This is a genomic window from Pseudomonas sp. 8 R 14 (genome assembly GCF_900005955.1).
GTDB lineage: Bacteria > Pseudomonadota > Gammaproteobacteria > Pseudomonadales > Pseudomonadaceae > Aquipseudomonas > Aquipseudomonas marginalis.
Window position 1 is genome coordinate 38,598 of record NZ_CVTH01000018.1, and the last position, 24,998, is coordinate 63,595.

Annotated in this window: 23 protein-coding genes; 17 read left to right on the top strand and 6 right to left on the bottom strand. The window is 62.1% G+C overall.

From position 1 onward, the window contains the following. Positions 1-114: 114 nt before the first annotated feature. The 3 genes from hpaE to BFQ01_RS01335 are packed head-to-tail and all read right to left on the bottom strand — an operon-like array spanning position 115 to position 3,016. Positions 115-1,575: a 5-carboxymethyl-2-hydroxymuconate semialdehyde dehydrogenase gene (gene hpaE, locus BFQ01_RS01325; RefSeq protein WP_065923959.1), complete on the bottom strand. Its 1,461-nt coding sequence runs from the start codon at positions 1,573-1,575 to the stop codon at positions 115-117. A gap of 5 nt (positions 1,576-1,580) precedes the next feature. After that, the gene (locus tag BFQ01_RS01330) at positions 1,581-2,351 is read right to left on the bottom strand and encodes a fumarylacetoacetate hydrolase family protein (RefSeq protein WP_065923960.1); all 771 of its coding nucleotides are present in this window, start codon (positions 2,349-2,351) and stop codon (positions 1,581-1,583) included. Beyond that, on the bottom strand, positions 2,348-3,016 hold the full coding sequence (locus tag BFQ01_RS01335; RefSeq protein WP_065923961.1) for a fumarylacetoacetate hydrolase family protein: 669 nt from the start codon (positions 3,014-3,016) through the stop codon (positions 2,348-2,350). Before BFQ01_RS01335 ends, BFQ01_RS01330 begins: the two co-directional genes overlap by 4 nt. A 161-nt stretch (positions 3,017-3,177) precedes the next feature. Here BFQ01_RS01335 and hpaA point away from each other — a divergent pair, with 161 nt between their 5' ends. The 6 genes from hpaA to BFQ01_RS01365 all read left to right on the top strand — a co-directional run bounded on the left by hpaA (position 3,178) and on the right by BFQ01_RS01365 (position 9,536). Then, on the top strand, positions 3,178-4,083 hold the full coding sequence (gene hpaA, locus BFQ01_RS01340) for a 4-hydroxyphenylacetate catabolism regulatory protein HpaA (RefSeq protein ID WP_027603496.1): 906 nt from the start codon (positions 3,178-3,180) through the stop codon (positions 4,081-4,083). 173 nt (positions 4,084-4,256) lie between these two features. Next, on the top strand, positions 4,257-4,679 hold the full coding sequence (gene hpaR / locus BFQ01_RS01345) for a homoprotocatechuate degradation operon regulator HpaR (RefSeq protein WP_027603497.1): 423 nt from the start codon (positions 4,257-4,259) through the stop codon (positions 4,677-4,679). Positions 4,680-4,846: 167 nt separating this feature from the next. Then, positions 4,847-5,827: a helix-turn-helix domain-containing protein gene (locus tag BFQ01_RS01350; RefSeq protein ID WP_065923962.1), complete on the top strand. Its 981-nt coding sequence runs from the start codon at positions 4,847-4,849 to the stop codon at positions 5,825-5,827. A 68-nt stretch (positions 5,828-5,895) separates the two neighbouring features. Continuing rightward, positions 5,896-6,828: a SphA family protein gene (locus BFQ01_RS01355; RefSeq protein ID WP_065923963.1), complete on the top strand. Its 933-nt coding sequence runs from the start codon at positions 5,896-5,898 to the stop codon at positions 6,826-6,828. A gap of 10 nt (positions 6,829-6,838) precedes the next feature. After that, positions 6,839-8,071: an MFS transporter gene (locus BFQ01_RS01360; protein ID WP_065923964.1), complete on the top strand. Its 1,233-nt coding sequence runs from the start codon at positions 6,839-6,841 to the stop codon at positions 8,069-8,071. Between the two features lie 16 nt (positions 8,072-8,087). Then, complete coding sequence (locus tag BFQ01_RS01365) at positions 8,088-9,536, top strand: amidase (protein ID WP_065923965.1); 1,449 nt, start codon at positions 8,088-8,090, stop codon at positions 9,534-9,536. Between the two features lie 62 nt (positions 9,537-9,598). On the opposite strand, the gene BFQ01_RS01370 is transcribed toward BFQ01_RS01365, so the two are convergent. Further along, on the bottom strand, positions 9,599-10,462 hold the full coding sequence (locus BFQ01_RS01370) for a sensor domain-containing diguanylate cyclase (protein WP_065923978.1): 864 nt from the start codon (positions 10,460-10,462) through the stop codon (positions 9,599-9,601). 220 nt (positions 10,463-10,682) lie between these two features. Here BFQ01_RS01370 and BFQ01_RS01375 point away from each other — a divergent pair, with 220 nt between their 5' ends. Beyond that, a complete protein-coding gene (locus BFQ01_RS01375; RefSeq protein WP_065923966.1) occupies positions 10,683-11,462 on the top strand; it encodes a FadR/GntR family transcriptional regulator in 780 nt (259 codons plus the stop codon). Here BFQ01_RS01375 and BFQ01_RS01380 read toward each other — a convergent pair. Both BFQ01_RS01380 and BFQ01_RS01385 read right to left on the bottom strand, forming a co-directional pair. Continuing rightward, the gene (locus BFQ01_RS01380) at positions 11,402-12,235 is read right to left on the bottom strand and encodes an NAD-dependent epimerase/dehydratase family protein (RefSeq protein ID WP_065923979.1); all 834 of its coding nucleotides are present in this window, start codon (positions 12,233-12,235) and stop codon (positions 11,402-11,404) included. The two genes, BFQ01_RS01375 and BFQ01_RS01380, sit on opposite strands and share 61 nt — an antisense overlap. Before the next feature lie 81 nt (positions 12,236-12,316). Continuing rightward, a complete protein-coding gene (locus tag BFQ01_RS01385) occupies positions 12,317-13,042 on the bottom strand; it encodes an oligogalacturonate-specific porin KdgM family protein (RefSeq protein WP_065923967.1) in 726 nt (241 codons plus the stop codon). A gap of 359 nt (positions 13,043-13,401) precedes the next feature. Between BFQ01_RS01385 and BFQ01_RS01390 the strand changes: the two genes are divergently transcribed. The 10 genes from BFQ01_RS01390 (at position 13,402) to BFQ01_RS01435 (ending at position 24,950) form a co-directional block, all read left to right on the top strand. Further along, positions 13,402-14,556: a mandelate racemase family protein gene (locus BFQ01_RS01390; RefSeq protein WP_065923968.1), complete on the top strand. Its 1,155-nt coding sequence runs from the start codon at positions 13,402-13,404 to the stop codon at positions 14,554-14,556. An 85-nt stretch (positions 14,557-14,641) separates the two neighbouring features. Continuing rightward, complete coding sequence (locus tag BFQ01_RS01395; protein ID WP_065923969.1) at positions 14,642-16,252, top strand: ABC transporter substrate-binding protein; 1,611 nt, start codon at positions 14,642-14,644, stop codon at positions 16,250-16,252. A gap of 20 nt (positions 16,253-16,272) precedes the next feature. Then, on the top strand, positions 16,273-17,310 hold the full coding sequence (locus BFQ01_RS01400; protein ID WP_065923970.1) for an ABC transporter permease: 1,038 nt from the start codon (positions 16,273-16,275) through the stop codon (positions 17,308-17,310). Between the two features lie 45 nt (positions 17,311-17,355). Further along, positions 17,356-18,966 (top strand): ABC transporter substrate-binding protein, encoded by a 1,611-nt coding sequence (locus BFQ01_RS01405; RefSeq protein ID WP_065923971.1) that lies wholly within the window; start codon positions 17,356-17,358, stop codon positions 18,964-18,966. A gap of 42 nt (positions 18,967-19,008) precedes the next feature. Next, complete coding sequence (locus tag BFQ01_RS01410; protein ID WP_027603510.1) at positions 19,009-19,926, top strand: ABC transporter permease; 918 nt, start codon at positions 19,009-19,011, stop codon at positions 19,924-19,926. 14 nt (positions 19,927-19,940) lie between these two features. Then, positions 19,941-20,780: an ABC transporter ATP-binding protein gene (locus BFQ01_RS01415; protein WP_065923972.1), complete on the top strand. Its 840-nt coding sequence runs from the start codon at positions 19,941-19,943 to the stop codon at positions 20,778-20,780. Between the two features lie 11 nt (positions 20,781-20,791). Further along, a complete protein-coding gene (locus BFQ01_RS01420) occupies positions 20,792-21,568 on the top strand; it encodes an ABC transporter ATP-binding protein (RefSeq protein ID WP_065923973.1) in 777 nt (258 codons plus the stop codon). A gap of 198 nt (positions 21,569-21,766) precedes the next feature. After that, positions 21,767-22,678, top strand: a complete 912-nt coding sequence (gene kdgD, locus BFQ01_RS01425) for a 5-dehydro-4-deoxyglucarate dehydratase (protein WP_065923974.1) — start codon at positions 21,767-21,769, stop codon at positions 22,676-22,678. Positions 22,679-22,740: 62 nt separating this feature from the next. Beyond that, positions 22,741-23,109 (top strand): 5-carboxymethyl-2-hydroxymuconate Delta-isomerase, encoded by a 369-nt coding sequence (locus BFQ01_RS01430; protein ID WP_065923975.1) that lies wholly within the window; start codon positions 22,741-22,743, stop codon positions 23,107-23,109. Between the two features lie 41 nt (positions 23,110-23,150). Next, a complete protein-coding gene (locus BFQ01_RS01435; protein ID WP_065923976.1) occupies positions 23,151-24,950 on the top strand; it encodes a glycosyl hydrolase family 28 protein in 1,800 nt (599 codons plus the stop codon). Positions 24,951-24,998 lie beyond the last annotated feature (48 nt).

Below are 24,998 nucleotides of genomic sequence, written 5' to 3' on the forward strand. Positions count from 1 at the left end.
GCGAGCTTGCTCGCGAAAAACATCAACGATAACGCAGCACTTCTGTTAGCCGGCGGCGCCTGCGGATTCTTCGCGAGCAAGCTCGCTCCTACAGGACGCGTTGTTGTGTCCGGGTTACACGCCCCAGCGTGGAATGTGATGGCTGCCCATCGAGATGCACACGTTCTTGATCTCGGCGAACACTTCGAAGCTGTACTGGCCGCCTTCACGGCCGGTGCCGGAGCCCTTCACGCCGCCGAACGGTTGGCGCAGGTCGCGCACGTTCTGGCTGTTGATGAACACCATGCCCGCTTCGATGCCATAGGCCAGACGATGCGCCTTGCCGATGTCCTGGGTCCAGATGTAAGACGCCAGGCCGTACTCGGTGGCGTTGGCCAGCTGCAGCGCTTCGGCTTCGTCCTTGAACGGAATCAGGCACACCACCGGGCCGAAGATCTCTTCCTGGGCGATACGCATGGAGTTGTCCACGTCAGCGAACACCGTGGGCTGGATGAACTGGCCTTTGCTCAGGTGCGCCGCCAGGTTGGTCGGACGCTCCAGGCCACCGGCGAGGAGGGTGGCGCCTTCTTCAAGGCCGATCTTGATGTAACCGGTGACCTTGTCGTAGTGGGCCTGGGTGATCATCGAGCCGACCTGGGTTTTCGGGTCCTGGGGGTCGCCGACGATCAGGCGTTTGGCGCGCGCGGCGAACTCGGCGACGAACTGCGGGTACACGCTTTCCTGGATAAAGATCCGGCTGCCGGCGGTGCAGCGCTCACCGTTCAACGAGAAGATGGTGAACAACGCAGCGTCGAGGGCGCGTTCCAGGTCGGCGTCTTCGAAGATCAGCACCGGCGACTTGCCGCCCAGTTCCATGGAGTACTTTTTCAGCCCGGCGGTCTGCATGATTTTCTTGCCGGTGGCGGTGCCGCCGGTGAAGGAAATCGCGCGTACATCGGGGTGACGCACCAGGGCGTCGCCAGCGGTGGCGCCGTAACCCTGGATGACATTGAGCACGCCTTTTGGAATCCCTGCTTCCACCGCCAGGCGCCCCAGTTCGTTGGCGGTCAGCGGCGACAGCTCGGACATTTTCAGCACCGCGGTATTGCCCAGGGCCAGGCACGGCGCGGTTTTCCAGGTGGCGGTCATGAACGGCACGTTCCACGGCGACACCAGCGCGCAGACACCCACCGGCTGGTACAGGGTGTAGTTGAGCATCTGGTCATCGACCGGGTAGCTGTGGCCGTCCATGCGCGTGCAGACTTCGGCGAAAAAGTCGAAGTTGTGCGAGGCGCGGGGAATCAATACGTTTTTGGTCTGGTGAATCGGCAGGCCGGTGTCGAGGGTTTCCAGTTCGGCCAGGTGCGGCACGTTCTGTTCGATCAGTTCACCCAGCTTGCGCATCAAGCGCGCCCGTTCCTTGGCCGGGGTGCCGGCCCATTTCGGGAAGGCTTCCTTGGCCGCCGCCACGGCTTGCGCGACTTCCTCGGCGCCGCCGCTGGCGACTTCACCGATGGCTTCGCCGGTGGCCGGGTTGTAGTTGACGAACACGTCTTTGCTTTCGACCTCACGGCCGTTGATCCAATGTTTGATCATGCTGCTCAAGCCTCTTTACGGGCGCTGAAGAACGCCGCTTCGCTGACAATTCGGTTAACCAGGCGGCCTACGCCTTCGACTTCCACAATCACTTCATCGCCAGGCACGACGTCGGCCAGGCCTTCGGGCGTGCCGGTGGCGATCATGTCGCCGGGTTGCAAGGTCATAAAGCTGGACAGGTATTCGATCAGGTAGGGAATGTCGAAAATCATGTCCTGGGTGCTGCCTTCCTGGCGCAGCTCGCCGTTGATCCAGGTGCGCAGTTTCAGATTGCTTGGGTCCGGCACATCGGCCACGTCCACGATCCACGGACCGACCGGGGTGGTGGCGTCGCGGTTCTTCACGCGCAGGTTGGGCCGGTAGTAGTTTTCCAGGTAGTCGCGAATGGCGTAGTCGTTACAGACCGTGTAGCCCGCCAGGTACTCCAGGGCATCCTCACGCTTGACGTTGCGCGCCGGCTTGCCGATGACGGCCACCAGCTCGCACTCGTAGTGCATGTAGGCGACGTTATCCGGGCGCCAGGTCACCTGGTTGTGGCCGGTGTACGTGCCCACGGACTTGATGAAGGCCAGGGGTTCGGTCGGCGGCTTGAAAGCCAGTTCAGCGGCGTGGTCGGCATAGTTCAGGCCCAGGGCGAACATGCTGCCGGTCGCCGGTGGCAGCCATTGCACCTGGTCTTCGGCCAGCAGGCGACCGTCGGCCAGGCGCACGGCGTTTTCAGCTTCGACCTGTACCGAATGGACTTCACCTTCAAAGCGAATACGGGCGTGTTTCATGAGAGCTCCTCTGCCTTGATGTGGTTGACCAGGCGGCCGAGGCCGCTGATCTCGACCTCCACGGTGTCGCCGGGCTGCACATCCACCCGGCCTTCGGGCGTGCCGGTGATCAGCACATCGCCCGCGTGCAGGGTCATGAATTCGCTGATCTCGGCGATCAGCAATGGAATATTGCGCACGAAGTTGGCCGTGGTGTTGTGCTGGCGAACCTCGCCGTTGACGTACAGGGTGATCGCAAGATTGTGCGGGTTCGACACCTGCCCTGTGGGTATCAGCTCGGGCCCGATGGCGCAGAACCCATCGCGGCATTTGGCTTTGACGGCGGGGCGGTAGTAGCTGTCTTCCGGCAGGCTGAACTCATTGACGAGGGTGTAGCCGGCCACGTAGTCGAGGGCTTCATCTACGCTGACGCGGCTGGCGCTCTTGCCCATCACCACCCCCAACGCCGGCCCAGGTTGCAGGCGTTCGCCCTGGCCGGGATGCACCACCTCGGCGCCGTGCTGGTTGCGGGTGTTGGGCGTCTTGATGAACAGCACCGGCTTGACCGGCGGTTTCTGGTACGGCGGCTGTTCGAATTCGGCGAGGCGCTGCTTGAGCAAACCCTGGTAGTTCAGCGCGACACCGAAAAGGGTGCCGGTCGCGATGTCATGCAAGGCACGGCTCATGGGTTCTCCTGGCAGGGCCATGGCGGCCTTGCATTTAGTTAATGTGTTAACAGTTATAATTAAGATGTTAACTATCGTCAAGGGTGTAGACTGTCCACGGGGTGCTTGCAGGGTGAGCACCGCTGCATCAGGGCAATCACAATAAAAACGAGTAGCGTGCGATGAGCGACCGTCAACCCATCCCGAACATCAACATTGGCCAGGTGTACGACCAGCGCTACAGCGACGCCGAAGTCCATTACGACAAGCTGGCCAACCTGGCGGATTTTTTCGGGCGCAACATGCCCGTTCACCGGCATGACCGGTTCTTCCAGGTTCACTACGTAAAAAGCGGCACCGTGCGCGTGTACCTGGACGACCAGCAATACGTCGAGTCCGGGCCGATGTTCTTCCTCACGCCACCCACGGTGCCGCACTCGTTTGTGACCGAGGCCGACAGTGACGGGCATGTGCTGACGGTGCGTCAGCAATTGGTGTGGCAACTGATCGAAGCCGACGCCAGCCTGGCGCCGGCCGGTGTGCAATTGCCGGCCGCGTGTGTCGCCCTGACGCAGTTGGCGCCGCAATACGCGGGCGATATCCGCCGCCTGGATTATCTGTTCGAGGAACTGCGCGAAGAGGTAAAAGCCCAGCGTTCCGGGCGCAGCGCAGCCCTGGATAGCCTGACGCGGTTGATCATGATCAGCCTGTTGCGGCTGTGTTCGAACTCGTTGAAAGCCACGCCCGCCCGCCACGAAGACTTGAAAATCTTCCACCGCTTCAACGAGCTGATCGAAGCGCACTACCAGCAACACTGGCCGTTGTCGCGGTATGCCCAGGGCATTGGGGTGACAGAAGCACGGCTCAATGATGTGTGCCGACGCATTGCCGACTTGCCGTCCAAGCGCCTGATCCTGGAGCGCCTGATGCAGGAAGCCAAGCGCCTGCTGCTGTTTACCGGCAGCTCGGCCAACGAGATCTGCTATCAGCTGGGGTTCAAGGACCCGGCCTATTTCAGTCGTTTTTTCCAGCGTTACGCCCAGCTCACTCCGGGGGAGTACCGCCAGCGCCAATCGGGGTTGCGTTGAGCCAGGCATAAGGTAGGTCTTGTTGATCTTGTGCGGATCATCATGAGCATCGCCGCGGTGCAACAGAATGGCTTTTACGCCGAACCGATTGTACTTTTCACAGCCCCCAGGCCGCTTGCAGCGGTTGGCCGGCGACACTAAGCTGCCGACTCGCCCATCCAATTGGTGCCGATATGGCCAACCCCAGACCTTCGCTGACCCTGACCCTGCTGCAAGCCCGTGAAGCCGCAATGGCGTTCTTCCGCCCGGCGCTGAACAAGCATGCACTGACCGAGCAACAGTGGCGGGTCATTCGGATCCTGCGCCAGCAGGGCGAACTCGAAAGCCACCAGCTCGCCCAGCAGGCCTGCATCCTGAAACCGAGCATGACCGGAGTGTTGACCCGCCTGGAGCGCGACGGCCTGGTGCGCCGGCAGAAGTCCAGCCAGGATCAGCGCCGGGTGTTCGTGGGCCTCACCGAGCGCGGCCAGCAGTGTTTCGTCTCCATGAGCGAGGGCATGGAAAGCAACTACCAGAAAATCGAAGCGCAGTTTGGCGCGGAGAAAATGCAGCAGTTGCTGGACTTGCTCAATGAGCTGAAAAACATCAAGCCTTGAAGGTAAAAAAAATCATTAACAGGTGAACGTGTTTGCCCGAGGCTGGCATCGCGGGCGCACATCCTCACTATCCATTTTCGGCACACATGCACGAGCTGCCCCGGGTTCGGAATGGAACTTGCGTGCGATACGACCTGTAAGCCTTGCAACTGAAAAAGGTTGGGTCAATGAACAATAATAATGTACTGATGCCTGCGGCCTCGGTGGTGCTTCCACCGGCGTTACCCCTCCAGCGTTTCCTGACCAGCGACATCGATGAGCACGCTCGCAATATGGGCGGCTGGCAGGTTCGCTACGATCAGTTGTCACCCGGCTCCTTTGCCGGTGAGTTGCTGGAGTTCCGCTCGGACTGGATGCAACTGGTGCGCGACCGCTCTAATCAGGCCATGGTCAAGAGTGGTGTGGCCTGGAAAGGTGCGATCACCTTCAGCATTCCCTTGAGTGCCGACGGCCCGGTGTATTGCTCGGGGCATCCGATCCACGAGCCCAGCCTGTTGGTGGCCCACGGTGAAAACCTGCCCGAGCTGCACACTCCACAGCACTTGGACCTGCTCGGCGTGGCCATCGAAGAGCACGCCCTGGAACATGTGCTGGAGTGCCAGGGCATTCAATTTCGAATTACCGATCTTCCCAGGTGTTACCGCTTGGGTGATTCATCCGTGCAACGTGACCTCGCGGCGTTGTTCGATGAGCTGGCGGGCTGTGATGCCGTGCTCGGGCATGACTCGATCCGCCGCGGCATCCGCGATGCGGTGATGCTGCATATGCTGGAGTTGATCGCCCCGGACCAGGCGCCACCCCTCAACCCCACGGCGCGCAAAAGGATGGTCGATCGCGCCCGCGAATATGCATTGAGTCACCTGGACGAGCCGCTGTCGATCCTCGACCTGTGCAACCACATCGGCGCCAGCCGGCGCAAACTCCAGTACTGTTTTCAGGAGACCCTGGGCATCAACCCGGTGGCCTATCTGCGGGCACTGCGCCTCAATGCGGTGCGCCGCGAACTGCGAACCAGCACCCAAGCCCACGGCGTACAGGAAGTGGCGGCGCGCTGGGGCTTCTGGCATTTGAGCCGGTTTGCAAGCGATTACCGCACCATGTTCGGCGAAAGCCCTTCCCAGACCCTGCGTCGCACGCAACTCTGCTGAAAACGGATAACCGCCGCACTCTGCGCGTTACTAGGATGGCCCACACCACTTGATGGGAGGGGCATTCGATGATTCACCACAATAATGCAAGCGCCACACGCATGACGCTGTTCACCCTGGGGCTGCTGGGTTGCTGCGCCAGTGTCCAGGCCACCGAGAACGGTGCGCCGACCACCGCCGTCGGCGTGTATGACTTCGGCGCGGGGATGATGCCGCCGGCCACCCCGTTCGGGACCGTGGGGCTGCGCACGGCGTTTTACTCGGCCAATGTGCAGAAGGACCGTAACGGTCGCTCCGTCGACAACCACTTCTCACTGGATGTGTTGTCCATCGGCGTCGCCTACATGCGCATGACCGATCACACGGTGCTGGGCGCCAACTATGGTTTCGGCGTGGTGGTACCTTTTTTCAAGATGGACGCTTCCGTCAAGGTGCCCACACCGGTGGGTCCGCTGAGCCTGGAAGCCGATCCGTTTCGAATGGCCGACATGCAATTTCTGCCGGTGATCCTGCAATGGAATCTGTCGCCGAACCTGTTTATCAACACGCAGTTGCAGATCCAGGCGCCCACCGGTGACTACGACAAGAATCGTTTGATCTCCCCAGGGCTCAATCACTGGACGTTCTCGCCGATCGTCAACGCCACTTACATCACCGACAGTGGTTTCGAGGTTTCTTCCAGCTTTGAGGTTGACGTCAATACCCGCAACCCCGCGACCGACTACAAGAACGGTGTCGAATACCGCCACGAATTTGCCGTGGGCCAGCATGTAGGGCCTTGGACCCTGGGCCTGGGTGGTTACTACTACCGTCAGTTCAGCGATGACGACGCGCCAGGGCTGCAATCGGGCAACCGGGCGCGGGTGCTGGCGGTCGGGCCGGCCGTGAGTTACTTCAAGCCCGGCCTGCCGCCCATTTGGCTGCACGCCTACAAGGAAACCGATGCCCGCAACCGTGCCGAGGGTTACACCGTGGCACTGCGCATTTCTCAAAGTTTCTAAGGGGCTGGCCATGAACTCATCACATTCCGATTCCCCCTCGCCACGGCAAGCCACCGGGCGCCGTGAAGGGCTGGTGCTGATGCTGGGCAGCAGCCTGACCATCATGGGCGCGGCCATGGTGGCGCCGATCCTGCCCAAGCTGGGCGCCGAGTTCGGTGCGCTGGAACCGCGCGCCGACCTGCTGGTGCCCTTGGCGGTCACCGGGCCGGCACTCGCGATTGCGCTGTGCGCCCCCCTGGCCGGCTGGTTGGCCGACCGGGTCGGGCGCAAGGCGTTGCTGGTGATCGCCACGCTGTTGTATGCCGTGCTCGGGGCCATCCCGGCGCTGCTGGATAACTTGCCCGCCATCGTCGGTGTACGCCTGCTGTTCGGCGCGGCGGAGGCGGCGGTGATGACCTGTTGCGCGACGCTGATTGCCGACTATTGGCACGGCGAGGAACGGCTGCGCTACATCAATCGGCAAGTGGTCACCATCGGTTTGGTCGGCTCGCTGTTCTATGTCGTGGGCGGCGCGTTGGGCGAACACTCCTGGCGCCTGCCATTCCTGCTGTACCTGCTGCCACTGCTGTTGGTGCCGATGATGATCAAGGTGCTGTGGGAGCCCGCGGCCGCTCGCCAGCCCGTCGAGGTGGCTGAACAGGGCAGGGTGGCCGTGCTGCCGTTGGTGCTCGGTTATCTGCTGATCCTCAGTGGGATGGTGCTGAGTTTTATCGTGCCGATCCAGGCGCCGGTTTTACTCGTCAGCCTCGGCATCACTTCAAGCACGATGATCGGGCTGGCGGCGGGGGGCAGTCTGCTGGCGACCCTGGGCGGTTCGTTAGCCTGGCCGCTGCTGCGCCGGCGCATCGGTATCCCCGGCTGCAATGCGCTGTTGCTGAGCCTGCTGGGCCTGGGGTTGTGGCTGCTGATGCGCGCACCGAGCTACACCATGGTGTTGGTGGCCGTGCTGATCCATGGCCTGGGCGCCGGGCTGCTGGTGCCCAACGCGATGGCGCCGGTGATGAATGCCCTGAGCGCGAAAACCCGCGGGCGCGGCTTGGGTGGGTTCACGGCGTTTCTGTATTTCGGTCAATTTGTCAGCCCGCTGGTGGTGGCCGTGCTCAGCGTTTACTCGGGTGACGTACGTCGTTCAATCCTGTGGCTGGCCTGCGCCAGTTTTGCCTCGGCCCTGGCCTGGGCACTGGCAGGCCTGCAAGCACGGCGCAAAGCGCTGACTCAGGCATTCGGATCAAGTCATTCATAATCAATAGGAGACGAACATGGACATCCACAACCTGCTGGACAGCGAAGACGCCACCGGTTTGGCCGAATGGGTCAGGCGCGGTGAGGTGCAGCCCGGCGAGCTGCTGGAAGCGGTGATCGAGCGTATCGAACGGGTCGAACCGCAGCTGAATGCGGTGGCCGAGCGGCTTTACGATTCGGCCCGCCAGTCGGTACGCGCGTCGCGCCCCGGCCCCGGTGTGTTTGCCGGGGTACCGACTCTGATCAAGGATCTGTTTTCGCCGGTCAACGGCGCGGCGATGACCAATGGCTCGCAGGCGTTGGGAGGCGCTCGCGCTGACTTTGAAGCCGAACACGTAAGCCGTATCCGCCGGGCCGGGTGTGTGATTGTCGGTACCAGCACCTCACCCGAGTTCGGCACCTCCTATTCCACCGAGTCCAACCGCTTTGGCGCCACGCGCAACCCCTGGAACATCGCCCACAGTGCCGGCGGCTCCAGTGGCGGTGCGGCAGCCTTGGTGGCGGCGCGCGTCGTACCGTTTGCCCATGGCAACGATGGCGGCGGTTCCTTGCGTGTGCCGGCGTCCTGCTGTGGGGTGTTCGGCTTCAAACCCAGCCGTGGGCTGTTGCCGTCCGGGCCGATGATCGGCGAGGGCTGGGCCGGCATGGGCACCCCCCATGCGATTACCTTGTCGGTACGTGACAGCGCCGCGCTGCTGGATGCCACGGCCGGGATCGACCTGGGCGCACCCTATGCCGCGCCGCTGCAGGCGCAGCCCTATGTCAGCGCGCTGCAGCAGGACCCTCGGCCGCTGCGGATCGCCCTGGTCGAGCAGCTCGGGCCTTGGCCGACCTCCGGCGAAAGTGTGCAAGCCGTACGCCAGGCCGCCAGGTTGTGCGAATCCCTGGGCCACCGCGTTGAACCGGTCAACTTGCCGGTGGCGCTGCCGGCGTTTCTCGATCAGGTCTTCACCATCATCGGTGCAAGCACTCGCCACTATGTCGATGTGTTGGGGCAGATGCGCGGTTCCGCCGTGCAGCCTGAGGAGCTGGAAGCCCGCACCCGGATTATCTTGCGCTGCAAAGGGGCTGTCAGCGGTGCGCAGTACGCCGGTGCCGTGGAATGGATTCATGCCTTGGGCCGGCAGTTGGCGGTGTTCATGCAGGATTACGACCTGATCCTCACGCCGACCCTGGCACGCGAGCCGGTGCCAATCGGTGAGCTGGATCTGCAGGACGACCGTCTGAGCCTGGAAGATCTGATTGAACAGTTCCACAGCTACTCGCCGTTCACGGCACTGTTCAATGCCAGCGGGCAACCGGCGATGTCGGTGCCGTTGTACTGGAGCGCTGCCGGCCTGCCGATGGGCGCCCACTTCGCCGCTCGCTTTGGCGAAGAAAGTACCCTGCTGGCCCTTGCGGGGCAGTTGGAGCGGGCCCAGCCCTGGCGCGGCCGGGTTCCGCCGGTCAATGCCTGTCGGTTGTGAGCCTCTGAGGGCTTCTGCATCGGGCGGGTGGGCCGACCTGCCTGATGCAAACCGCCTTCTGGTCATTCAGCCGCGAATCGCTGCCTTTTTATTCGATACATATCACCGTCCGCATGGCTGAGCAGGGTGTCGGCATCCTCTCCGTCCTGGGGATAAACCGCCACGCCGATGCTGCAGGACGGCATCTTCACCCCACCAAACTCGGGCCCCAGCGGCTCGGCCATGACCGCGAGTATCTGCACCACCCTGGCAGAAATAGCCTCCCGCGACGGGATGTCCATCAACAGCACCGTGAACTCATCACCGCCCATCCTCGCCACCAGGTCGCTGTCGAGTACGCAGCGTTCCAGGCGTCGGGCAATCGCACACAGCACGCGATCGCCCATGGCGTGGCCATGCACATCGTTGATGCCCTTGAAATCATTGATGTCCAGGAACAGCAACGCCAGGCCGCGGTTGTGGGACTGCGCACTGTGCAGGGCCTGGTCCAGCCGATCATTGAACAGTGAGCGGTTGGTCAGGCCCGTCAGCGGATCATGATGGGCAAGGAAGCGCAGTTCTTCTTCGGCCTGGGTGAGCGCCGTCACGTCCCGTGCGACACCGATTCGCGCGCCTACCTCTTTGGACCAGAAGGCCGCCCACAGGATGTGCACGACACTGCCATCCTTGCGTAGATAGCGGTTGCGGAAGTCGACATGGGAGTGGCCATTCATGACCCGCACAATCGAGGCTCGAGTGCGCGCCAGGTCTTCGGGGTGCATGTAGTGAGTGATCAGGGTGCCGACCAGTTCGTCGGCACGGTAGCCGAGCAGGGCCTCGCAGCCATCGCTGACGAAGACAATCTGGCTGTCGCTGTCGACGACAAATACCGTATCCAGCATCAGGTGGATCAGTTTGGGGTACAGCGCTTGCAGGTCAACGGGCATGGGGTATCGGGCGTCCGGTTCATATCGGCCGATCATAGCCCGATCATGAGCAGGGGCGTCGAGCAATCCTGCACATTTTTAGTTCGCTCGGCAGTCGCTGAGAGCGGCCTGGCAGAGGCTTTTCGCGTAGGGGGCGGCGCTGCGAGCCACAGGGAGGGTTGTCGTACAACCGAATGCGCTATGATGCGCGTTCCTCCGCCAACCGAGATACCCGTTCTTGATGGACAACCCGAACGTCCAGCCCACCGTTCGCCGCCGGCACCGCAGCCTGGCCGAAGAACTGGTCACCGAGCTTTCCCGGCGCATCTGTTCCGGTGAGCTGCCGCGTGCCACCAAGCTGCCCACCGAATCCGAAGTGATGGCCGAACATGGGGTGAGCCGCACGGTGGTGCGCGAGGCCATTTCGCGCCTGCAGGCCTCGGGCCTGGTGGAAACCCGGCACGGCGTCGGTACCTTTGTGAAGGATATCCCGAGCCCCAGCGGGTTTCGCATCGACCCGGACAGCATCGTGACCCTGCAGGATGTGCTGGCTGTGCTGGAGTTGCGCATCAGTCTGGAGGTAGAGGCCGCCGGCCTCGCGTGCGTGGGGCGGACCGACGAGCAATTGCAGGTGATGCGCGACTCGCTGGATGCGCTGAACTCGCGGGCGGTGAGTGCCGACTACGCGGTGTCGGCAGACTTTCAGTTTCACCAGCAGATCGCGTTGGCCACGGGCAATCGCTACTTCACCGACATCATGTTGCACCTGGGGGTCAACATCCTGCCGCGTACACGCCTGCACTCAAAACGCTTGGCCAACGACAACAAGGAGCCCTTCCTGGAGCGCCTGAGTCGTGAGCATGAGGACATCTACAAAGCCATCCTGCGCCGTGACGCCGATGCGGCTCGGGCGGCGATGCGCCTGCATCTGTCCAACAGTCGCGAGCGTATGCGCCGGGCCTATGAAGCCGCCGCCGCCGAGTTGTCGAACGGCCCTGCCGCAGTGAACGCGCCGCCCTGAAGCCCGCTGCCCGGTTCATCAGCCGCCGCCGGCGGTTGCTGCTCGACCTTGGCGCGAAACGCTTCCGAGCTGTCCTTGGGTGCAAAGCCCAGGTGTTCCGTGTGCCGAGTACTCCACCAGCGATCGCGATTGTCCGAGACGCCATACACCACACTGTGCCCAACCTCCTTGGCCAGCAGGGCGCGCGCCACCAGACGGTCCAGGTCGGCGTAACTCAGCCAGGTCGAAAGCATCCGCCGGTTGCGCGGCTCGGGGAACGACGAGCCGATGCGCAGGCTCACGGTTTCAATCCCATAGCGGTGAAAGTAGAACGCCGCCAGGTCTTCGCCGTAGGCCTTGGAGAGGGCGTAGTAGCCATCCGGACGGCGCGGTGAGTGCACGTCCAGTTCAACGTCCTGGGGATAGAAACCGGTGACGTGGTTGGAACTGGCAAACACAATCCGCTTGACCCCCTGTTGTCGCGCCGCCTCATAAATGTGGAATGTGCCGCGAATATTGGCGTCGAGAATCTCCTCGAACGGCCGCTCCACGGAAATCCCGCCCAGGTGAACGATGGCGTCGACGCCGGTGACCAACGCCGCAACGGCGGCCTTGTCGGCCAGGTTGCAGGTGATCACCTCGTCGTGCTCACCACGGCTGGGGGCCATGGGGCTGATGTCCGAGGCGCGGACGATGTCGGCATGGGCGTGCAAGGTGTTCCGCAGGATTTGCCCCAGGCCGCCGGCGGCGCCGGTGAGCAAGATGCGCGTGAAGGGTTTGGGTGGTGTGGTCATGGTCAGGTCTTCCATTGAACGCTGAATGCAGGTGGCTTGCCTGTCGAGCGATGCGCACTCGCCAGGCAAGTCGTGGGGGCTTTACATGAAGTTGTACTGGATGCCCAGGCGCCACCGCGCCTGGCGGTCTTCGGACGTGGCGTTGACCTTCACATCACCAATCTCCATGAACGGGGCCCATTCCTTGGTGAGCTTGTATTTGACGATCAGGTTCTGTTCGTAATCGCTCTTCTTGTTGTCGTAGCGGATGTAGTCAGTCTTGAAGTAGATGAACTGATATTCATACGCCCACTTACTGGCCGGCGTGTAGCCGAGCCAGCCCTCGAAACGATGGGTGGTCTGGTCATCCTTGATGTGGTCGGGCAAGTCCTCGTTGACCTGGTCGCGGTCCAGCTTCTTGGCATCCAGGCGATAGCGCGTGGCGGCGTAGAAGGCGTCGTTGATCTTGTAGTTGTACTTGAGGCCGAACTTGTAGGTGGTCGAGTCTTTCGAGCTGTCCATCTGGAACGCCGGGGTCAACGTCGATTGCGCGCTGAGTTTGTAGTTGTAGCTCACGGTGAACTCGTGCCCGTTGTTGACCATGTTGTCGTAGGCGACGTCTTCACGGTCGCCGGCGGTGCGGTATTTCATTTCCGCTTCAAATCCCAGGCCACTGTCCAGGCGGTAGTTGAGCTTGATTCGGTCAGCGTGGGCGCTGTCCTCCTCGGTGAACTGGTGGCGGTAGTTGATGCTGGCAGAGTCAGCGCTGACATACAGCGGCAGGCCGAGGGTCAGGGCAGTAACGAGCGTGCGTAGGGTGGTGTTCATACGGTCTTCTTTTTTGTTTTTGTTAGGGTCGTTTGACGGTTGCTACGGCAGTGGGTTGTTGCGGATGGCTCTCATCTAAGGTGCCGATATACGTTATCGTACGACAAGATGACTCGTCTATGGGTTATCGGTGGTTTTGAAACATCTTGAAATATATGTGCCCAGTGAATAGGGCTTTACAGCAATCCGAGTTATTCCTTGGTTGTCTTTAAAAATAAGGGTTTTGCCGGGATTTACTGAAAATGCAAGCAGGTGAGGGGCGGGTTATTGGGTCTTTTCAAGTGTTGTACGATGACCTATGATCGGTCGCAACAGACGATACTTCCGTCACAAATCCAATAAGAAGGCTTACGACGTCCATGAGAATCACAGCAGTCAACGTCCAGGTATTTTCCTACCCGACCCGCCGCGCAGTGGACAGTGCCGGCCATGCGCACCCCGGTGATGTCACCCAGGCGCAGATGGCTTTGCTGCGCATCCAGACCGAAGACGGCCAGGAGGGTTATGCCTTCGGCGCCCCGGAGCTGATCCGCCCGTATGTACTGGATGGTTTCGTGCGCAAAGTGCTGGTGGGGCAGAACGCTTTCGATCGCGAAAAAATCTGGCACGACCTCGCACACTGGCAGCGCGGCAGTGCCAGCCAGTTGACCGACCGCGCCCTGGCGCTGGTGGAGCAGGCCCTGTGGGATTGGGCCGGGCGCAAACTGGGTGTGCCGGTGCACAAGTTGATTGGCGGTTTCCGCGACAAGGTGCCGGCCTACGGCTCCACCATGTGTGGCGACGAACTGCCCGGTGGCCTGGCGACCCCGGAAGACTACGGGCGTTTTGCCGAGACCCTGGTGCAGCGCGGCTACAAGGCCATCAAGCTGCACACCTGGATGCCGCCGGTGTCCTTCGCCCCGAGCCCGCGCATCGACGTGCAGGCTTGTGCGGCGGTACGCGAAGCGGTCGGCCCGGACATCGCCCTGATGTTGGACGGTTATCACTGGTACAGCCGCACCGAAGCGCTGTACATCGGGCGTGAGCTGGAGAAGCTCGACTTCGCCTGGTTCGAAGAGCCGATGATGGAAGAGTCCGCCGAGTCCTATGCCTGGCTGGCGGGGCAGTTGGACATTCCGGTGCTGGGTCCGGAAACCCTGTCCGGCAAACACCTGAGCCGCGCCAGTTGGGTCAAGCACGATGTGTGCGATATCTTGCGCGCCGGTGTGGCGGGCGTCGGCGGCATTGCGCCGTGCCTGAAGGTTGCGCACCTGGCTGAATCCTTCGGCATGGATTGCGAGATTCATGGCAACGGTGCGGCCAACCTGGCTGTCGTCGGCGCGATCAAGAACTGCACCTGGTATGAGCGTGGCCTGTTGCACCCGTACCTGGATTACGACGAAGTGCCGGCCTACCTCAAGCGTCTGGTAGACCCGATGGACAGCGACGGTTTTGTGCACCTGTCCGACTTGCCGGGCCTGGGTGAAGACATCGATTTCAACTTCATCGAGACCAATACGCTTAAAAGCTTCTGACGTGCACACGGTCAGTCCGGCATGAGTCGGGCTGATCAAGAGCACCTACCAATACAAGAATAAATATAAAAAAGGCACTCTTGTTATGAGCATTTTCCCTTCGCTGTGGGCGCGGGTGTTCGTCGCCGCGCTGGCTGTCACCGCTGTACCTGCAAGTTTCGCAAAAACCCCGGCCGATCAATTGATCGTCGGCATGAGCATGATCAACCTGCTGTCCCTCGACCCGGCGGCGGCCACCGGCCTGGATGTGTCGGAGATCAACGCCAACCTCTATGACATGTTGCTGGTGCAGGACGTTGCCCAGCCGGATCGCCTGGTGCCGGCGCTGGCCGAGCGCTGGCAGGTCAGTGACGACCGCAAGACCCTGACCTTCAACCTGCGCACCGGCGTGAAATTCCAGTCCGGCAATGACCTGAGTGCCGAAGACGTTGCCTGGTCGTTGCAGCGCGTGCTCAAGCTCAACCTGGCGCTGGCTTCCACCTGGAAGGCCTACGGCTTTACCGCCGAGAACGTCGAGCGCTACATGCGTGCCACGGATGCCACGACCTTCGTGATCGAGTTGCCGCGGCCCACCGACCCGCTGCTGGTGCTCAACACCCTGGCGACCTCGCCGAGTGCGTTTGTCCTCGATCGCAAAAAAGTCCTCGAACACCAGAAGAACAACGACATGGGCGCCGCCTGGCTGGTGACTCACGCCGCCGGCAGCGGTGCGTTCGTGCTCAATGACTGGCGCGCCAACGACGTGATCCTGATGAGCCGTTTCGACGGGTACTGGGGCGGCCCGGCCAAGCTCAAGCGCATCGTCATGCGCAACATGACCGAGTCGCAGTCGTTGCGCCTGATGATCGAGCGCGGCGACCTGGACATCGCCAAAGGCATGTCTGCGCCGGATATTGAAGCCCTGCAGAAAAGCGCCAAGGTCCGCACCCAGACCTTGCAGCGCGGCACCCTGTACTACGTCGCCCTGAGTGTGAAGCAACCGATGTTCGCCGATGCGCGTGTGCGCAAGGCCGTGCGTGCGCTGATCGATTACCAGGGCATCAACCAGACCGTCATGCCCCATTACGGCGTGATCAACCAACGGCCGCTGCCCCTGGGCCTGGCCGCACGCCTGCCGGATCCCGGCTACACGCTCAACGTCAAGCAGGCCAAGGCCTGGCTGGCCGAGGCCGGTTACCCGAACGGTTTCAAGACCACCATTCGCGTGCTCGCCGAACCGCCGTTTATCAACATTGCCTCCAACCTGCAGTCGACCCTGGCCCAGGCCGGTATCGATGCCAGCATCATCACCGGCACGGGCAACCAGATCTACGGCGCAATGCGTGAGCGCAGCTTCGACATCATCGTCGGCCGCGGCGGTGGCGGGGCGGAACGGCATCCGCACTCCAGCCTGCGTACGCTGGTGTACAACCCGGATAACCGCGATGAGGCCAAGCTCACCAACTTCCAGGGCTGGCGCACATCCTTCTACAGCCCTGAGCTGAACCAGCTGATCGAGCGCGCGGAAGTCGAGCCTGACACAGGCAAGCAACTGGCCCAGTACCGCGACATCCAGGAGCAGGTCGACCGGCAGGTCGGGGCCATTTTGCCGGTCTCGCAAATGACCGACACCGTGGTGGTGTACGAAGACGTGGCCGACTTCCAGGGCCATACCGCCGCGACCACACGCTACAAAGACGTCTACAAGAAGCGCTGACCGATTATCAGGAGCTCACTATGTTTGTTATGACTGCCTCTGTCATGGGCGCTCGCGCGTCCAACACGGCCCGGCGTGCGGGTACGGTGCTGGTGACCTTGCTCGGCCTGCTGGCCCTGACGTTCATCATCGGCCGGGTCATGCCGCTCGACCCCGTGCTGGCGGTCGTCGGGCCGGATGCCGACAGTTCAACCTACGATCAGGTGTACCGGTCGATGGGCCTGGACAAGCCGATCTGGACCCAATTCGGTCTTTACCTCAACGACCTGCTCCACGGTGACTTCGGCAATGCGCTGTTGACCGGCCACCCGGTACTCGACGACATCCTGCGCGTCTTCCCCGCGACGATCGAACTGGCCACCCTGGCGATCCTGTTCGGCGTGCTGATCGGTTTGCCCCTGGGCGTCTGTGCCGCCAGCAACCAGGGGCGCCTCGGCGATCACGTGGCGCGGGTGATCACCTTGTTCGGCTACTCCACGCCGATTTTCTGGCTGGGCATGATGGGGCTGCTGGTGTTCTACGCCTGGCTCGGCTGGGCCGGTGGAGCGGGGCGCATCGACCTGGCCTACGACGGCATGGTGCCCGAGGTCACCGGCCTGCTGCTGATCGACTCGACCCTGGCACGTGACTGGGAGGCCTTCGCCAGCGCTCTGCGCCACATCGTGTTGCCGGCGCTGATCCTGGGTCTGAACTCGGTGGCGTATATCAGCCGCATGACCCGCAGCTTCATGCTCGAGCAGCTGTCCCAGGAGTACATCATCACCGCGCGGGTCAAGGGCCTTTCCCGGCGCCAGGTGGTGTGGGGGCATGCGTTTCGCAACATCCTCGTGCAGTTGCTGACGGTGGTTGCGTTGGCCTACGGCTCGTTGCTGGAGGGCGCGGTGCTGATCGAAACCGTGTTTGCCTGGCCGGGGTTCGGCCAGTACCTGACCAGCAGCCTGATGCTCGGCGACATGAACGCGGTGATGGGCTGTGTGTTGGTGATCGGCTTGATTTTCGTTGCGCTCAACCTGATCAGTGACGCCTTGTACAAGGTGTTCGACCCCCGTACCCGTTAACGCACTGCGCCGTACCGATAAAACTATAAAAAGAAGGAATTTTGCATGAAGACGGTATTTTCAACACTGCACCTTGGCCTGTTGACGGCGATGCTCGCCCTTGGGCCGATGACAACGGCCAGCGCCAAGACCCCCGCCGATCAATTGATCGTCGGCATGAGCATGGTCAACCTGTTCTCCATCGACCCGGCCAATGCGCCTGGCCTGGATGCCTCCGGCGTCAACGCCAACCTCTACGACACGCTGATCAAGCGTGACCAGGGCAACCCGGAAAAACACCTGCCGCAATTGGCCGAACGCTGGGACATCAGCGAAGACGGCAAGCAGGTGACCTTTCATCTGCGCCAGGATGTGAAATTCCATTCGGGCAACCCGCTGACCGCCGAGGACGTGGCGTGGTCGCTGTACCGGGTGATGAAGCTCAATTTCGGCCTGGCCACCACCTGGAAGGCCTATGGCTACAGCGTCGAGAATATCCAATCGCTGATCCGCGCCACGGACGCCCACACCCTGGTCATCGACCTGCCGCAGACCATGGACCCGCTGCTGCTGGTGGACTCCCTGGCGATCTCGCCGAGCGCTGTGGTAGTGGACCGCAAGACCGCCCTGGCCCATGAGAAAAACGGCGACCTCGGCGCCGGCTGGCTGGTGACCAACGAGGCCGGCAGTGGCCCCTTCGTGCTGACCAAATGGAGCGCCAACGATTCGCTGCTGCTGACCCGTTTCGACGGCTACTGGGGCGGCGCGGCCAAGCTCAAGCGCGTGGTGGTGCGGCACATGACCGAATCCCAATCCTTGCGCCTGATGCTCGAGCGCGGCGACCTCGACCTGGCCTACGGCATGGCGGCACCGGACATTCGCGCCATCGACGGCTCGGACAAGATTCAGGTGCAATCATTGCCGCGCGGCACCATGTACTACGTGGCGATGAGCATGAAGCAACCCGAGTTTGCCAAGACTCAGGTGCGTGAAGCCGTGCGCAACCTGATCGACTACAAGGGTCTGGATGAACAGGTGATGCCGTATTACGGCAAGCTCAATCAGCGGCCGATGCAGTTGGGGCTGGAAGCGCGCTTGCCGGATCCGGGCTATCACATGGACGTGGCCAAGGCGAAAAAGCTGCTGGCCGAGGCGGGTTACCCCGACGGTTTCAACACCACCATTCGTACATTGTCGGAGCCGCCGTTTATCGACATCGCCGCGCGCCTGCAAGCGACCCTGGCCGAAGGCGGGATCAAGGCCAGCATCGTCACCGGCACCGGCAACCAGGTCTACGGCGCCATGCGCGCGCGCAATTTCGAGATCATCGTGGCCCGTGGCGCCGAGCGCTATCCGCACCCGTATTTCAGCCTGCGCACCTTCGCCTACAACCCCAACAACAGCGATGACGCCGGCTTGCCGAACTTCCAGGGCTGGCGCGCCTCGTTTTTCAATCCGCAGCTCAACAGCCTGATCGACCAGGCGGGCGTGACGCGCGATTCGGCACAGCGGGTCAGCCTGTATCACCAGGCGCAGACGCTCTATGACCAGCAGGTGGGGCCGATCCTGATGATCTCGCAGATGACCGACACCGTGGTCAGCGCTGCCGACGTCAAGGGTTTCAGTGGTGACGATGCCGAGGCCACCCGTTACCTGGGTGTCTACAAGCAGCGTTGAGTGGGGCTGCGGCCCTTCAGAATTCACACAGAGAAGATGCTTATGAATGCCAATCTGTCTTCCATCGACACGGCGGCGAAGCGGCCGGTGGATCGCTCGCCGGGCTCCAGTTTCGATGCCTTCTGCAAGAGCGGCCTGCGGGTGCTGCGTCACCTGTTGCGCAACCCCATGACCCTGGCGGGCCTGCTGGTTGCGCTGCTCTTGGTGGTGGTCGCGGCCTTTGCGCCATGGATCGCCACCCATGACCCGGTCGCGCAAAACCTCGCCACAGCCTTGCAGGCGCCGGGCTCGGCGCACTGGTTCGGCACCGACGAATACGGTCGGGATATTTTCAGTCGGCTGGTCTATGGCTCGCGGATCACGCTGTACATCATTGCCCTGGTAACCGTGATCGTCGGTCCCATCGGGCTGTTTATCGGCACCGTCTCGGGCTACTTCGGCGGAGCGGTCGACACCGTGTTCATGCGCCTGACCGATATCTTTATTTCCTTCCCCAGCCTGGTCCTGGCACTGGCCTTTATCGCCGCCCTGGGCCCTGGCCTGGAGCATGCGGTGGTGGCGATTGCCTTGACCTCATGGCCACCGATTGCGCGGCTCGCGCGGGCTGAAACCCTGTCCCTGCGCAACGCCGACTTTGTCGTCGCCGTGGAACTGCAAGGCGCGTCGCCGGCGCGGATTATCCTGCGCCATATCGTGCCGATGTGCCTGTCCTCGGTGATCATCCGCCTGACCATGAACATGGCCGGGATCATCCTCACCGCCGCCGCTTTGGGCTTTCTCGGCCTGGGTGCCCAGGCGCCGCTGCCGGAGTGGGGCGCGATGATTTCCACCGGGCGCCGCTACATGCTCGAGTGCTGGTGGCTGGTGGCGGTTCCCGGGGCGGCGATCATGTTGGTCAGCCTGGCCTTCAACCTGTTGGGCGATGGCCTGCGGGACATCCTTGATCCGCGCAGCGAATAATCGGAGAACACCTTATGTCTGCCATCAAGCTGAATGTCGAAGGGCTGAATGTGCGCTTCGTCAGTGGCCAGAAAGAAACCCACGCCGTGCGCGATGTGTCCTTTACCTTGGGGCGGGAGAAACTGGCGATTGTCGGTGAGTCCGGCTCAGGCAAGTCTACCGTCGGGCGCAGCTTGCTCAAGCTGCATCCGCCCAGCGCCAGAATCACCGCCAAGGCCATGGCGTTTGGCGAGGTCGACCTGCTCTCGGCCAGTGAAAAGGCGATGCAGAAGATTCGCGGCCAGCGCATCTCGATGATCATGCAAGACCCCAAGTACTCGCTGAACCCGGTGGTCAAGGTGGGCGACCAGATTGCCGAAGCCTACCTGGCCCACCACAAGGCCAGTCGCAGTGATGCGCGCGAACGGGTCATGCAGATGCTCGAGCAGGTGCATATCCGCGATCCGAAGCGGGTCTACAACCTGTACCCCCACGAGGTGTCCGGCGGTATGGGCCAGCGCATCATGATCGCGATGATGGTCATCACTCGCCCGGAAGTGATCATTGCCGACGAGCCCACCTCGGCCCTGGATGTCTCGGTGCGCCAGCAAGTGCTCAACGTGCTGGAAGAACTGGTGGACCAGCAGCAGATGGGGCTGATTTTTGTCAGTCACGACCTCAACCTGGTGCGCAACTACTGTGACCGCGTGTTGGTGATGTACGCCGGGCGCGTGGTCGAATCCCTGGCTGCCTGCGACCTGCAATACGCCGAGCATCCCTACACCCGTGGCCTGCTGGCCGCGCTGCCGAGCATGGATAACCGTCGCGTGCACCTGCCGGTGCTCAAGCGCGATCCACTCTGGCTGACTCAATAAGGAACCTGACCATGCCCATGATCCAAGCGCACGCCTTGAACCTGAGTTTCGGCACCGGCGCTGCCATCAACCAGGTGCTGCACGATGTGAGCCTGAGTGTCGCCGACGGCGAATCGTTCGGCCTGGTGGGGGAGTCCGGTTCGGGCAAGACCACCGTGCTGCGCTGCCTGGCCGGGCAATACCGGCATTGGCACGGGGAGCTGAGCATCGCCGGCGCGCCGTTGCAGCACAAGATTCCCAAGGAGCACTTTCGCAAAGTGCAGATGGTCTTCCAGGACCCCTACGGCTCCCTGCACCCCAGGCACACCATCGACACCGCCCTGCGCGAGCCGCTGATTATCCATGGGGTAGGGGACAAGGACGATCGGATCCACGAGATCCTGCTCAAGGTCGGCCTGAACGACAGCTTCCGCTTTCGCTATCCGCATCAGCTGTCCGGTGGGCAGCGCCAACGGGTGGCGATTGCGCGCGCATTGATCCTTGAACCCCGCGTGTTGTTGCTGGATGAACCGACCTCGGCCCTGGATGTGTCGGTCCAGGCCGAGATCCTCAACTTGCTGGCGGACCTGCGCCAGCGCGAGAAACTCACCTATCTGCTGGTCACCCACGACCTGGGTGTGGTCACTCACTTGTGCGACCGGGTAGCGGTGATGCAGCACGGCCGTATCGTCGAGTTGCTCGACTGCCAGGCCTTGAGCCAGGACCAGGCCGTGCACGACTACACGCGCATGCTGGTGCAGGCCAGCCGTGACTTCAGCCAGGAGTCTGAGCGACGGCGGGTCGGCTGATTTCTGTAGTCATCGTATGACTATTCTTGATTGGTAATGCGCCAATTCCTATTAAATGCGATTAATGTGCTGTTTTTATTGAATTAAATATAAAGGCCCTGAACTAAGGCACTCAGGGCTAGCTAACAATCATTTGTAGTTGTACGATGACGTACCTCTCGAGGTATCCCTTTATTTTTTGATTTGAGGTTTGCGAACATGACGCCACAAGAACTAAAAACAGTCCTGTCTTCCGGCTTGCTCTCGTTCCCGGTTACCGACTTTGACGCGGCCGGTGACTTCCGTGCCGACACCTATGCCCGCCGCCTGGAATGGCTGGCACCCTACGGCGCCAGCGCGTTGTTCGCGGCCGGGGGCACCGGGGAATTCTTCTCCCTGGAAGCCAAGGAATACACGCAGATCATCAAGACTGCGGTGGACACCTGCAGGGGCCAGGTGCCCATCCTCGCCGGGGCAGGGGGCCCGACTCGTCAGGCCATCGCCTACGCCCAGGAGGCCGAGCGCCTCGGTGCCGCCGGTATTCTGCTGATGCCTCACTACCTCACCGAAGCCAGCCAGAAAGGCCTGGTGGCCCACGTTGAGCAGGTGTGCAATTCGGTGGATTTCGGCGTGGTGGTGTACAACCGCAACCTGTGCCGTCTCAATGCCGACAGCCTCGAGCAGTTGGCCGAGCGCTGCCCGAACCTGATCGGCTTCAAGGATGGCATCGGTGAAGTCGAATCCATGGTGTCGATCCGTCGTCGCCTCGGCGATCGCCTGACCTACCTCGGCGGGCTGCCGACCGCCGAAGTCTATGCCGCGGCCTACAAGGCCCTGGGCGTGCCGGTGTATTCCTCGGCGGTGTTCAACTTCATCCCGAAAACCGCGATGGATTTCTACCGCGCGGTGGCCGCCGACGACCACGCCACCGTGGGCCGCTTGATCGATGATTTCTTCCTGCCGTACCTGGCGATCCGCAACCGCTGCGAAGGTTATGGCGTGAGTATCGTCAAGGCCGGTGCACGCCTGGTCGGTCATGACGCCGGCCCGGTGCGCGCGCCGTTGACCGACTTGCTGCCTGAAGAAGTGGAGCAGTTGGACGTGCTGATCAAGGCGCTGGGCGCCCAGTAAGACTGTCAGTCTGCGGCGCCCTGTGTGGCGCCGCTGTCCTTTCATCAACCTGAGGTTTGACCATGCCCCACTGCATCATCGATTGCCCGGCGGCCTTGGCCCAGCGCATCGGCGAACACACCCTGCTGGCGACCGTACACGATGCCCTCGACAGCTTCGGCGTATTCAAGCCCGGCGACATCAAGGTGCGGCTCAACGGCTTCAGCCATTACCGCTGTGGCAGCACTCAAGACGACTTCGTGCACGTCGCCCTGTACCTGTTCGCCGGGCGCACTGCCGAACAACAGCGCAGCCTGGCTTCGGCGACGCTGGGCGCCCTGATTGAACTGCTGCCGCAGGTCGATGCGCTGTCCATGGACGTACGCGAAATGCCCCGCGAGACCTTCGTCAATCGCAGCCAATACCTCGAAGAATCCGGGCGGCAGAGGTAGCGCCCCTCGGTGTGAATACCGGCAAAAACAAGGAGAACAACATGCCGTATCAACCCTCGAAAAAAACCTCAGTGCGTTGCGCGCTGGCCCTCGTGGCGCTTGGATGCAGCCCGCTGTCATGGGCGCTGCAAGCCCCGTCAAAACTGCAGGTACCGACGCTGGCCTTTGATGACCGGCAAATCATCCTGGTGTGGGAAAAGCCTGCCGAGCATGCCGGCATCAAGGATTACCGGGTCTACGCCAATGGCACGCTGCTGGGCAGCGCCAATGCCAACAATGACCAGGTGTCACCGGCCAAACCCTACATCGACCAGTTTTATCGGCAAGACACCGCCAACTTCCACCATCGCATCGGCATTCACAGCTTCACTGCCCAAGGCTTGAAGCCCGACACTGCGTACCGTTTCACCGTGCGTTCGGTGGACGGCAGCGGCAAGGAATCCGCCGACAGCGCCCCGGTGCTGCAACGCACCACCCCGGTTGCGGCGGTATTTGACGTGAAAAAATACGGCGCCAAAGGCGACGGCAGTCACCTCGATACCCAGGCGATCCAGAACGCCATCGATGCCTGCACCGTCGGTTGCACAGTCTTGCTGCCTGAAGGCACCTACAAAAGCGGCGCGCTCTACCTCAAGAGCAACATGACCCTGGAGATCGCCGAAGGCGCGACCCTGCTCGGCTCCGAGCGTGCCGAAGATTACCCGCTGGCCGGCTATATCCAGTACCCGTATTCCACCACGGTGCGCCCGGCTTCGCTGATCAACGCGTTGCCCCGCGATCCACGCCAGCATCAGTCATTCGAAAACATCCGCATCGTCGGCAAGGGCACCCTCGACGGCAATGGCTGGAAGCGCAACGCCGATGTCGTCGACGAGCGTGGCCAGGCACTGCCGTTCTACCTGGCCAGTGACAATACCCGCTATGCCCGGGACGGCATCCTCGCCAAGGCGCAGGTGGAACAGGCCGTGGCACGCGGCATGAACGTCAAGGATGCCTACGGGCAGATGCGTTCCTCGCTGATTACCCTGCGCAATGTGAAGAACGTCTTCTACGGCGGCTTCACCGTGGTGAACCCGGCGTTCCACGGCATCATGAACCTGGAGACCGAAAACGTGGTGCTGGCCAACACCACCCACAAGACCTACGACGCCAACAACGGCGACGGCATCGAGTTCGCCAACAGCAAGGGCGCGATGGTGTTCAACAACTTCTTCGACACCGGCGATGACTGCGTGAATTTTGCGGCCGGCACCGGTGCCGATGCCGTGCACCAGCCGCCGCAGGAAGACGCGTGGATCTTCAACAACTACTTCCGCAAGGGCCACGGCATGGTGGTCGCCGGCAGCCACACCGGCGCCTGGATCCAGAACATCCTGGCCGAAGACAACGTGTCGGACGGCACCGATGCCGGGTTGCGCATGAAGAGCACCAACTTCATGGGCGGCGGCGCGCGCAACGTCACATTCCGCGACTCGGCGATCCGCAACACCGTCAAGCAGGCGTTCATTTTTACCCTCGACTACAACGACCCTAACGCCAAGCTCGACTATCAGCGCTCAACCATCGCGGGGCAGTTCAAGGACATCCGGGTGAGCGACGTGAGCGTCGAGAATGCCCAGGGGGCGGCGATCGAGGTCAAGGGTGATGCAGCGCACAACGCCTACCATCAGGGCCTGGTGTTCGAGCGCGTGCGCTTTCGCGGCGCGGCCAAGGCGCGTATCGATGGACTGAAAGACTCACGCTTCGACCGCGTGGTCTTCAGCCAGACCGGCGCTGCCAACCCATGGCAGGTCAGCGATAGCCAAGGGCTGGTGTTCAAGGAGGTGGAGCCGACGCCGTAAGCGCAAACGTTATGGCGAATGGACCCTTGTAGTGAGCGGGCTTGCCCC